Source organism: bacterium (assembly GCA_021372775.1).
Taxonomy (GTDB): domain Bacteria; phylum Acidobacteriota; class Polarisedimenticolia; order J045; family J045; genus JAJFTU01.
Genome location: JAJFTU010000069.1, coordinates 1 through 10,221, shown reverse-complemented (window position 1 = coordinate 10,221; position 10,221 = coordinate 1). Strand labels below are relative to the sequence as shown.

The following is a 10,221-nucleotide window of genomic DNA, read 5'->3' as shown; positions in this document are numbered from 1 at the left end:
CCCGCCTACAACCGCGCCCTCGGCCCCGCCAACGCCCTCCACCAGTTCCTCCGCCACAGCGACGCCGGGCACCGCCGCGAGACCATCGCCTTCGACCGGCGCGTCGCCTCGCTCGTCGCCCGCGCCGCCCTCTTCCAGTTCTGGCGCGACTTCGTCCAGCGCCGCCGCGAGGCCCTCACCGACGGACCCACACCCGCCATGGCCGCCGGACTCCTCGCCAGGCCCCTCTCCTGGGACGACCTCCTCGCCCGACGCGTCTTCCGCCGCGACCTCCGCGTCCTTCCCCCGCTCGCCCGACGCGTCCTCGCCCGCGACTTCCCCACCCCCACCGCCCGCGACGCCCCGCGCCTCTTCCCCAGGCACTGGCTCGAGCGCGCCTGAGCCCCGCCACGCCGCCGACGACGGGGCCGCCGCGCCAAGCCGCGGACGAACCACGACCGACGCAACAGGCTCGGCTTCACCGTGAGACTGAAGGTCGCCGGGCGGCGGCCCCGCCGACGCGGCGCGCCGCCCGCGCTACTCGTAGCGCAGGGCGACGATCGGATCGAGGCGGGCCGCCTTCAGCGCCGGCCAGATGCCGAAGATGATCCCGACCGCCGTCGAGACGCCGAAGCCGAGCACGACGGCCCAGATCGGCGTGGCGACGGGGAAGTTCAGCCCCGCCTTGACGGCGAGCGCGACGCCGAACCCCAGACCGATGCCGATCGCGCCGCCGATCCCGGTGAGGGTGATCGCCTCGGCGAGGAACTGGACCGCGACGTCCCGCTCGGTCGCGCCGAGCGCCTTGCGCACGCCGATCTCCCGCGTCCGCTCGGTGACGTTGACCAGCATGATGTTCATCACGCCGACGCCGCCGACGAGCAGCGCGATCGCGGCGATGACGATCATCGCCGCCGCCACGCCGCCGGTGATCTGGCGGAAGTTCTCCAGCGCCCCCTGGCTGGTGAAGATCGCGAAGTCGTTCGGCTGGTTCGGCCGCAGCTGCCGGCGCGCGCGGAGGATCGCCGTCCCCTGCTCGATCAGCCGGTCGTAGTCCTGCGGCGTCTTGGGCACGGTGGCGATGTGCAGGTTGTCGCCGTGCGAGTTCTTGACCTGCGGGTAGAGCTCGTCGAAGTCGCTGATCGGCACGGCGACGAAGTTGTCGTTGCTGCCGCCGAACGCCGAGCCCTTCTTCTCGAAGACCCCGACGACCTGATGGGCCACGCCGTCGATCGTCAGCGCGGAGCCGACCGGATCGCGGAACGGGAAGAGCGCCTCCGCCACGTCGAGTCCGATCACGCAGACCTTCGACGCGTGCAGCACGTCCGCCTCGCCGACGAACCGGCCGTCCACGACGAAGTGGTTGTTGGCCAGCGAGTAGTCGGGCGAGACGCCGACGAGCAGCGGCCCGTTCGCCTCGCGGTTCCCGTTCTTGACGCTGGAGGAGCCGAAGATGTACCGCTCCGGCGACACCGCCGCCGCCGCGGTCGCCAGCCGCTTGAGCGCGGCCGCGTCCTCGAGCGTCAGGTCGCGCCGGTTCTTCTGGTCCTCGGGGATCTCGCCGCCGCCGCCGAAGCGCGGCTCGTACTTCTGGAACTGCACCAGCTGCGCGCCGAACTCGGTGAACGCCTCGGTGACGGAGTTGTTGAAGCCGGCGACGAAGCTGACCATCAGGATCACCGTCGCCACGCCGGCGACGATGCCGATCAGCGTCAGCATGCTGCGCAGCTTCTGGCCCCACATCGCCGAGAAGGCGGAGGCGACGTTCTCCCACAGGGCCACGAACAGGCGGATCGCCATCACTCGACCCTCAGCGCTTCGATCGCGTTCAGCTTCGAGGCGCGCCACGCCGGCCACCAGCCGGAAACGAGCCCGACGACGACCGACAGGCCGAGGCCGAGGGCGAGGATCCCCGGCCCGACCCGCGCCGGGAAGTCGAGCCCCGCCCGCACGCCGTAGGCCGCCCCCGCGCCGAGCGCGGCGCCGACGAGGCCGCCGCCGAGCGAGAGGAGCGTGGCCTCGAGCACGAACTGCCGCCGCACGTCCGTCTCGTGCGCCCCGACCGCCTTGCGCACGCCGATCTCCGCCGTCCGCTCGAGGACCGAGACGAGCATGATGTTCATGATCACCACGCCGCCGACGCCGAGCGAGACGGCCGAGATCAGGAAGAGCAGCACGAAGGCGGCGGTGGAGATCTGCCGCCAGAGCTGCTGCAGCGCCTCGGCGGTGACGACGCCGAACGGGTCGGCGGCGCGGTACGGCGTGTGGCGCAGCGCGCGCAGCGCCGCCCGCACTTCGTCCACGCTCCGCTCGACCCCCGGGACGCCGCCCGCGGCGCGGATCAGCATGTCCACGCTCTGCCGCGAGCCGAAGTTCTGCCGGAAGGAGGTGATCGGCAGGTAGAGCCGGTTGTCCTGGTTCTGCCCGAGCGTGCTCCCCTTCTTCGTCACCACGCCGATGACGTGGAACGGGACGCCGCCGATCAGGATCTCGCGCCCCACCGGATCCATCTGCGGGAACAGCTCTTCCTTGAGGTCCCAGCCGATCACCGTCACCGCGGCGCCGGACCGCTCCTCCCCCTCGAGGAAGAACCGCCCGCCGGCGAGATCGACGTCGATCAGCCGCGGGTAGTTGGCCGTCGTCCCGATCGTCTCCACGCCGGTCAGCCGCCGGTCGGCCCGCTTGACGACGTTCGTCGCTTCCACCTGCGCGGCCATCTCCGAGGCCTCGCGGAGCAGCGTCTGCAGCCGGCGGTACTCGTCCAGCGTGATGTCGCGCCGCTTGAGCGCCTCGAGGAACTCCTCGCGGGAGCGGATGATCCCGAACTTCGTCACGACGTAGACGTCCGGCGAGAGGACGAGGATCTTCTCCTGCACGTACCCCTCGAGCCCGGCGATGACCGAGACGACGCCGACGATCGTCGCCACGCCGATGATGATCCCGAGCAGCGTGAGGAAGCTGCGCAGGGCGTGGGCGCGGATCGCCGCCAGGCTCTCGGCGAACAGGTCGGCCAGGCTCATCGCGGCCTCCGCTCAGGAACGGCCGTCGGGCTGACCCGGCGCGCCGGCCTTCTTCTCTTCCGGCTTCACCTGCTCGCCCGGCTTGAGCGCGCGGAGCGTGCGGAACGGCCCGGTGACGACCGTCTCGCCCCCCTTGAGGCCGTCCAGCACCTCGATCGAGAGCTCGCCCATCAGCCCGGTGGCGACCTTCTGGAAGCGGACCTTGCCGCTTTCGACGAGGTAGACGCCCTCTTCCTCGCGCTTCGGCCCGGCCTTCTCCTCCGGCTTCCGCTCGGCGTCGCGCACGACGAGCGACTGGATCGGCACCGCGAGCGCGTTCGGACGGAACCCGGTGAGGATGTCGGCCTGCACCGAGAGCCCCGGCTTGATGTCCGGCGGCGGGTTCTTGATCTGGATCTTCACGCGGAACTTGATCGCCTGGTCGGTCGCGTTCGTGCGGACCATCGGGCTGCTGCCGACCTCGGTCACGACGCCGTCGAACGTCTTGTTCGGGTAGGCGTCCACGCGCACCTGCGCCGCCTGGCCGAGCAGGACCGACGGGACGGACGTCTCGTCGACCTCCATCTCCGCCTCGACGATCGACATGTCGGAGATCTGCAGGAGGACGGTGCCCGGGCTGTTCAGGATCCCGATCACCGCGACTTCCCCTTCCTCGATCCGCTTCGCCGTGACGACGCCGTCCATCGGCGCGAGGACGCGCGTCTTCTTGAGCGAGTCCTGCGCGCCGGCGAACTCGGCGTTGGCCTGCTCGACCCGCCGCTCCGCGGCGAGGACCGCGGCCTCGGCCGTCTTCACGGCCGTCTTGGCGTGGTCGTAGTCGGCCTGGGCGATGATCTTCTCCGCCCAGTTCTTCGCCGCGCGCTGGTAGTCGATCCGCGCCTGGACGAGGTTCGCGCGCTGGGCGTCGAGGTCCTTGCGCAGCGCCTCGGTCGCCGCCGCCGCGCTCTCCGCCGCGGCGCGCGTGATGGCCGGGTCGATCTCCAGCAGGAACTGCCCCTTGGTCACCCGGTCCCCTTCCTTGACCGCGAGCTTCGTGACCTGGCCGGCGATCGTCGCCGAGATGTCGACCTTCTTCTGCGCCTGCACCTTGCCGTTCGCGCTGACCTTGGCCTGCAGGTCCTCGCGCGCGACGACGGCCGTCTGAACCGGAGTCCCCTTGCCGCCGCGCTTCGCCACCGAAATGCCGACGATCCCCGCGACCACCACCGCGACGACGACGACGGCGACGACGACGGCCCCACGACCCCGCGATCCGCGCTTGCTCATCTAACCTCCGCCTCCCTGCTCTGAACGCCCGGGAATTCTAAGCCGGGATCGCGGGACGCCTCCCGCCGTCCAGCGCCAGAATGCGACCGCCGGTCCCCCTTGCCCGCGGGCCCCGGCGGCGCGACATTGGCGCCATAGGAGGCGGCCATGTCCGAAGCGACCGTCGAGATCGACGAAGACCTCTGCGACAACAACCAGTGCTGCGAGGCGGTCTGCCCCGAGGACGTCTTCGAGATCCGCAACAACCGGGTCTACATCGTCCGGCCCGACTCCTGCATCCTCTGCTTCAAGTGCGTCGAAGCCTGCCCCGCGGGGGCGATCTCCGTCGACTACTGAGGCCGCCGCTCCCACGCCTCCTGGAACGCGGCCCAGAACGGGTCGATCCGCGGATGGCGCAGCGGGCGCTCGACGCCCCCTTCCCGCACCACGAGGCCGTCCTCCGGCGGGCGGCATTCGCCGACCACCGAGGCGTCGATCCCCGCCGAGCGCAGCGCGCCGAGCACGGCGTCCGCCTTGTGCGGCCGGCAGGTCAGGAGCAGCGTTCCTTCCGAGATCGAGATGAACGGATCGATCTTGAAGAGGCGGCAGACCGCGGCGACCTCCTCCGGGACGGGCAGCGCGTCGTGGTCCACGAACATCCCGACGTTCGAGGCGCGGGCGATCTCGTACAGCCCGCCGTCCACGCCGCACTCCGTGGCGTCGTGCATCGCCGAGACGCCGTCGTCCCGCACGCCGACCGAGGAGGCGACCCGCGCGTCCTCGACGCAGCTCATTTTCCAGAAAACGGCCTCCGCGCGGCGGGCCATGTCGTCGCCCAGCCCCGCGCGGCACAGCTCGGGGAAGGTCGAGGCGAAGAGCCCCGTGGCCTCGATCGCCGGCCCCTTCGTCACGACGACCGCGTCGCCGGGGCGGGCCATCGCCGGGGTGACGTACCGCGAGGCCTCGCCGAAGCCGAACATCGAGGCGCCGCCGACCATCGGGTAGTCGCATCCGGCGTAGCGCGCGGTGTGCCCGGTGACGACCGCGATCCCGAGGGCGCGGCAGGCGTCGTCCACGCCGGCCCAGAGCCGCTCGAACGACTCGCGGTCGATCGAGACCGGCAGGTTGAGGTCGATCGACATCATCTGCGGCGCGATCGCCGTCGTGCCGAGGTCGGAGGCGAGGATGTGCACGGCGAACCACGCCGCGCGCTCCCAGCCGTAGGCCGGCACGACGTAGAACGGATCGGTCGTCACCGCCATCACGCGGCCCGGCGCGACGTCCACGATCGCGGCGTCCACGCCGGAGCGCGGCCCGACGAGGACGCGCGGATCGCCCGCGCCGAGACGCGGATAGATGACTTCCTCGAAGATCTCGGGGCTGATCTTGCCCAGCGGCAGTTGCGTCTTTTCGGCCATCGTCCCTTGTCCTTGCGCGGAGCGCCGACGACCCGCCCGCGGGACGGACGAGGATAGCAGGGAACCCCGGAGGTCCGCCGCGCGGCCCGCCCGCCGCCCTCGGGGCGACTTGACGCGTCCGGCCGCCGATCCCACAGATGGGTGGCTTCGGCCGGCGGGAGATAGACTTGTCTTTCCGCCGCTTGCCGCCGCGCGCCGCGCGGCCGGCGCGGGAAAGGGAACCACGCACATGGCCAACACCGCGAAGACGGTCTTCCTGCTCACCCTGCTGACGGTGATCCTCGTCGGCGCGGGGGAGTTGCTCGGCGGAACGGGGGGCGCGGCCGCCGCGCTCGTCTTCGCCGCGCTGCTCAACCTCGGCGCCTACTGGTTCTCCGACAAGATCGTCCTCGCCCAGTACGGAGCGCACGAGATCGCCCCGGGCGAGGCGCCGCGCGTCGAGCGGATCGTGGACGGGCTCGTCGCCCGCGCCGGGCTGCCGCGGCCGCGGATCTTCGTGATCCCCGAGCGCCAGCCGAACGCCTTCGCCACCGGCCGCAACCCGCAGCACGCCGCGGTCGCCGTGACCGAGGGGCTGCTCGACCTGATGAACGACGACGAGCTCGCCGGCGTCCTCGCGCACGAGCTCTCCCACGTGCGCCACCGCGACATCCTGATCGGCTCGATCGCGGCGACGATCGCCGGCGCCGTTTCGTTTCTGGCGACGATGGCCAAGTGGGGCGCGATCTTCGGCGGCTTCGGCGGCGACCGCGACCGCGACGGCGGCGGCGTCCTCGGGCTGCTGGCGATGGCGATCGTCGCCCCGATCGCGGCGTTGCTCGTCCAGCTCGCCGTCTCCCGCTCCCGCGAGTACGCGGCCGACGCCGGCGCCGCGGAGCTGACCGGCAACCCGGTCGGCCTCGCCCGCGCCCTGCGACGCCTCCAGACCGCGAGCCAGCGCGTGCCGATGGACGCATCCCCGGCGACCGCGCACATGTTCATCGTCTCGCCGCTCTGCGGCCGCTCCTTCGCCTCGCTGTTCTCGACGCACCCCTCGATCGACGACCGGGTCCGCCGCCTCGTCGGGGAGATGCCGCTGTGAAGTCCGTTCCCGTCCTCGTCGCCGCGGCGCTCGTCGCCGCCTTCGCCCTCCCCGCCGCCGCGCAGGACGCCTCCCGCGCGCAGCGCCGCGACGCGGTGGTCCGCGCCGTCGAGAAGGTCGGCCCGGCGGTGGTCAACGTCTCGACCGAGGTCGTGGTCCGGAACCCCTACGCCGGGGGCGTCGATCCGTTCGAGTTCTTCTTCGGCGGCGGCCGCCGGCGCGGCGCCGTGCAGAACTCGCTCGGCTCGGGGGTGATCGTCGATCCCGACGGCTACGTGCTGACGAACGACCACGTCATCGCCGCGGCGAGCAAGATCACCGTCACCCTCGCCGACAAGCGCCAGGTCGAGGCGACGGTCGTCGGCGCCGACAAGGCGAGCGACCTCGCGGTCCTCAAGCTCAAGGGGCCGGGGCCGTGGCCCACCGTGCCGTTCGGCCGTTCCGACGACCTGATGATCGGCGAGACGGTGATCGCGATCGGCAACCCGTTCGGCCTGCAGAACACCGTCACGGTCGGCGTCGTCTCGGCGCTCGGCCGGACGCTCGCCTCGTCCGAGGACCAGGCCTACTCCGACTTCGTCCAGACCGACGCGGCGATCAACCCCGGCAACTCCGGCGGCGCGCTGCTCAACATCGTCGGCGAGCTGGTCGGGATCAACTCCCAGATCATCGGGCAAGGGGCGCAGAACCTCGGCTTCGCGATCCCGATCGACCGCGCCCGCAAGGTCTACGGCGAGCTCGTCAGCCACGGGCGGGTGCGCCCGACGTGGACCGGCCTCGCGCTCGAGGACGCCGAAGGGGACGAGGCGCAGGCCGCGGGGATCGCCGGCGGCAAGGGCGTGTTCGTGCGCCGCCGCTACGCCGGCAGCCCGGCCGAGGCGGCCGACGTCCGCGCCGGCGACGTGATCCTCGCCGTGGACGGGCAGAAGGTGGCGACGGTCGCCGAGTTCGACACCGCGCTCGCCCGCGTCAACTTCGGCGGCGAGGCGACGATCACGATCGGCCGCGCCGGCCGCGAGGAGACGCGGCGGCTCGCGGTGCGCGAGTTCCCCAAGGAGCGCGGCCCCGAGATCGCGCTCAACGCCCTCGGCTTCTCGGTGAAGCAGGGCGAGGGCGGGGCGGTGATCGACAAGGTGCGGGACGACTCGGCCGCGGCCCAGATCGGCATCGGGCCGGGCCTGACGATCGAGGAGGTCAACGGCCGCGAGATCAAGAACGCGGACGACTTCTACGAGGCGCTCCCCGAGGCGGCGCGGCGCCGCGCCGCGACCCTCGTGATCGGGGCGCGCGACGGCTACTACCGCGTGACCGTGCCGCTGGGGGCCGCCCCCCGGCCGGCGACGCGGGGCCGGCGCTGAACGACGGACGGAAGAGAGCGCGATGAACGACGAGCGACGCGACGAAGAGATCCAGGTGACCGACCGGCGGCGTTTCCACGCCGACGGCGAGCCGGCCGTCCTTCCGGCCGACGAGGGGGAGGCCAATCTCCCCGACTTGGCCGAAACGGCCGCGGAGGCGCCGGGTGCCGCCGCGCTGGCCGAGGCCGAAGCCGCGGCGCGCGTCTGGGAAGAGCGCGCGCGGACGGCCGAGGGCCGCCTCGCCGACCTGCAGGACAGCTTCCTGCGGGCCAAGGAAGACCTCGCGGCGACCCGCGCCCGCCTCGAGCGGGACCAGGAGCGGCGGGTCCGCGACGCCCTCGGCCGCGCCTTCTCGTCGATCCTCGAGGCGCTCGACGGCTTCGACCGCGCCCTCGCCCACGCCGGCGACGATCCGCTCGCCGAGGGGGTGCGCCTCGTCCAGAAGCAGCTTCTCGACGCCCTCGCCGGCGAGGGGCTGGAGCGGATCGAGACGCTCGGCAAGCCGTTCGACCCGAACGTCGCCGAGGCGGTCCTCTCCTGCCCCGCCGAGGATCCCGCGGCGCGGCAGACGGTCGTCGAGGAGTACCGCGCCGGCTACCGGCTCGGCGAGCGCGTGCTCCGCGCCGCGCAGGTCAAGGTCGCGGTCTGAACGAGGCCCGGCGCCGCGCGGCGTCGCCGAACGGCGCGCGCGGCGGCGCGGACGGCGCGGTTCGCGCGGCGCGGCGCGCCGCGTTCGGAGTACCATGGTCGCCCTCGCCCCACCGGGCACGGGAGACCTTAGCGATGAGCGATCTGTCCGCCTTCCTCAAGGAAAACCGCGCGCGCCATCTCGACGAACTGAAGGAGTGGCTGCGCATCCCCTCGATCAGCTCCGACCCCGCCTACAAGTCGGACGTCCTGAAGGCCGCGGAATGGGCCAAGGCGCGGCTTCTCGCCGCGGGCTGCACGCGGGCCGAACTGCACGAGACTCCGGGCCACCCGATCGTCTACGGTGAATGGCTCGGCGCCCCCGGGAAGCCGACGATCCTCGTCTACGGCCACTACGACATCCAGCCGATCGATCCGGTCGAGCTCTGGCGCACGCCGCCGTTCGAGCCGACCGAGCGCGAAGGCCGCCTCTACGCCCGCGGCGCCGCCGACGACAAGGGGCAGGCGATCGTCCACGTCTTCGCCCTCGAAGCGCACCTCAAGACCGCCGGGACCTGCCCGGTGAACATGAAGTTCATCCTCGAAGGCGAAGAGGAAGCCGGCTCGGAGAACATCGAGCCGTTCATCAAGAGCCACGTCGAGCTGCTCGCCTGCGACGTCGTCTGCGTCTCCGACACGGAGATGTACGACCGCAAGAGCCCCTCGATCTGCAACGGCCTGCGCGGCCTCTCCTACCTGCAGATCGACGTCCGCGGCACCAACAGCGACCTGCACTCCGGCAGCTTCGGCGGCGCGGTCGTCAACCCGGCCCTCGCCCTGGCGCAGATCCTCGCCGGGCTGAAGGACGGCAACGGCAAGATCAAGGTCCCCGGCTTCTACGACCGCGTGCAGCCGCTGACCAAGGCCGACCGCAAGGGCTTCGCCTCGCTGCCGTTCAACGAGGCCAAGTACCGCCGCGATCTCGGCGCGCCGGAGCTGTTCGGCGAGAAGGGGTTCACCACGCTGGAGCGCGTCTGGGCCCGGCCGAGCCTCGACGTCAACGGGATGTGGGCCGGCTACACCGGCGAAGGCGCCAAGACGGTCATCCCCGCCGAGGCCCACGCCAAGATCTCGATGCGGCTCGTCCCCGCGCAGCGCCCGGAGGAGATCGCCAAGAAGGTCGCCGCCTACATCAAGCAGATCGCGCCGAAGTCGGTGAAGGTCGGCGTGAAGTACCTCCACGGCGGCGAGGCCTGGATCGCCGAAACCGACCATCCCGCGCTCGTCGCGGCGTCGAACGCCGTGCGGCGGGCCTACGGCAAGACGCCGGTCTTCACGCGCGAAGGCGGCTCGATCCCGATCATCAACACGTTCGCCGCCGAGCTGAAGGTCCCCTGCGCGCTGCTCGGCATCGGGCTGCCCGACGACGGGCTGCACGCCCCGAACGAGAAGCTGGACCTCGACCAGTTCTACAAGGGGATCGCCGCGGCCGC

The 10,221-nt window shown here is 72.0% G+C and carries 10 protein-coding genes; 6 read left to right on the top strand and 4 right to left on the bottom strand.

What is annotated here, in order from left to right; genetic code table 11:
• Positions 1 to 381: hypothetical protein (locus tag LLG88_02710; GenBank protein MCE5245818.1), on the top strand; the 381-nt coding region annotated here is incomplete at its 5' end.
• A gap of 135 nt (positions 382 to 516) precedes the next feature.
• Here LLG88_02710 and LLG88_02705 read toward each other — a convergent pair.
• From LLG88_02705 to LLG88_02695, 3 genes are read right to left on the bottom strand one after another with little or no spacing between them, the layout of a single operon-like run.
• The gene (locus LLG88_02705; protein MCE5245817.1) at positions 517 to 1,779 is read right to left on the bottom strand and encodes an ABC transporter permease; all 1,263 of its coding nucleotides are present in this window, start codon (positions 1,777 to 1,779) and stop codon (positions 517 to 519) included.
• Positions 1,779 to 2,999 (bottom strand): ABC transporter permease, encoded by a 1,221-nt coding sequence (locus LLG88_02700; protein MCE5245816.1) that lies wholly within the window; start codon positions 2,997 to 2,999, stop codon positions 1,779 to 1,781. The genes LLG88_02705 and LLG88_02700 overlap by 1 nt, the downstream gene beginning before the upstream one ends.
• A gap of 12 nt (positions 3,000 to 3,011) precedes the next feature.
• Positions 3,012 to 4,265 (bottom strand): efflux RND transporter periplasmic adaptor subunit, encoded by a 1,254-nt coding sequence (locus LLG88_02695; protein ID MCE5245815.1) that lies wholly within the window; start codon positions 4,263 to 4,265, stop codon positions 3,012 to 3,014.
• A gap of 147 nt (positions 4,266 to 4,412) precedes the next feature.
• Between LLG88_02695 and LLG88_02690 the strand changes: the two genes are divergently transcribed.
• The gene (locus LLG88_02690; protein MCE5245814.1) at positions 4,413 to 4,601 is read left to right on the top strand and encodes a 4Fe-4S dicluster domain-containing protein; all 189 of its coding nucleotides are present in this window, start codon (positions 4,413 to 4,415) and stop codon (positions 4,599 to 4,601) included.
• Here the strand turns inward: LLG88_02690 and LLG88_02685 are convergent.
• Positions 4,595 to 5,662 (bottom strand): AIR synthase family protein, encoded by a 1,068-nt coding sequence (locus LLG88_02685; protein MCE5245813.1) that lies wholly within the window; start codon positions 5,660 to 5,662, stop codon positions 4,595 to 4,597. The two genes, LLG88_02690 and LLG88_02685, sit on opposite strands and share 7 nt — an antisense overlap.
• Positions 5,663 to 5,891: 229 nt before the next feature.
• Between LLG88_02685 and LLG88_02680 the strand changes: the two genes are divergently transcribed.
• The 4 genes from LLG88_02680 to LLG88_02665 form a co-directional block, all read left to right on the top strand.
• Positions 5,892 to 6,743 carry a zinc metalloprotease HtpX gene (locus LLG88_02680; protein ID MCE5245812.1) on the top strand — a complete coding sequence of 284 codons (852 nt, stop codon included), beginning with the start codon at positions 5,892 to 5,894 and terminating at the stop codon, positions 6,741 to 6,743.
• Positions 6,740 to 8,101, top strand: coding sequence for a trypsin-like peptidase domain-containing protein (locus tag LLG88_02675; GenBank protein ID MCE5245811.1), 1,362 nt, complete (start codon positions 6,740 to 6,742; stop codon positions 8,099 to 8,101). Before LLG88_02680 ends, LLG88_02675 begins: the two co-directional genes overlap by 4 nt.
• 22 nt (positions 8,102 to 8,123) lie before the next feature.
• Complete coding sequence (locus LLG88_02670; protein MCE5245810.1) at positions 8,124 to 8,750, top strand: nucleotide exchange factor GrpE; 627 nt, start codon at positions 8,124 to 8,126, stop codon at positions 8,748 to 8,750.
• A 134-nt stretch (positions 8,751 to 8,884) separates the two neighbouring features.
• The coding region (locus tag LLG88_02665; protein MCE5245809.1) for a dipeptidase at positions 8,885 to 10,221 on the top strand (1,337 nt) is incomplete at its 3' end.

What these genes read in the sequence shown, in the direction of transcription:
- LLG88_02705 (MCE5245817.1), bottom strand. Translation starts at nt 1,779, where the DNA reads ATGGCGATCCGCCTGTTCGTGGCCCTGTGGGAGAACGTCGCCTCCGCC.
- LLG88_02700 (MCE5245816.1), bottom strand. Translation starts at nt 2,999, where the DNA reads ATGAGCCTGGCCGACCTGTTCGCCGAGAGCCTGGCGGCGATCCGCGCC.
- LLG88_02695 (MCE5245815.1), bottom strand. Translation starts at nt 4,265, where the DNA reads ATGAGCAAGCGCGGATCGCGGGGTCGTGGGGCCGTCGTCGTCGCCGTC.
- LLG88_02690 (MCE5245814.1), top strand. Translation starts at nt 4,413, where the DNA reads ATGTCCGAAGCGACCGTCGAGATCGACGAAGACCTCTGCGACAACAAC.
- LLG88_02685 (MCE5245813.1), bottom strand. Translation starts at nt 5,662, where the DNA reads ATGGCCGAAAAGACGCAACTGCCGCTGGGCAAGATCAGCCCCGAGATC.
- LLG88_02680 (MCE5245812.1), top strand. Translation starts at nt 5,892, where the DNA reads ATGGCCAACACCGCGAAGACGGTCTTCCTGCTCACCCTGCTGACGGTG.
- LLG88_02670 (MCE5245810.1), top strand. Translation starts at nt 8,124, where the DNA reads ATGAACGACGAGCGACGCGACGAAGAGATCCAGGTGACCGACCGGCGG.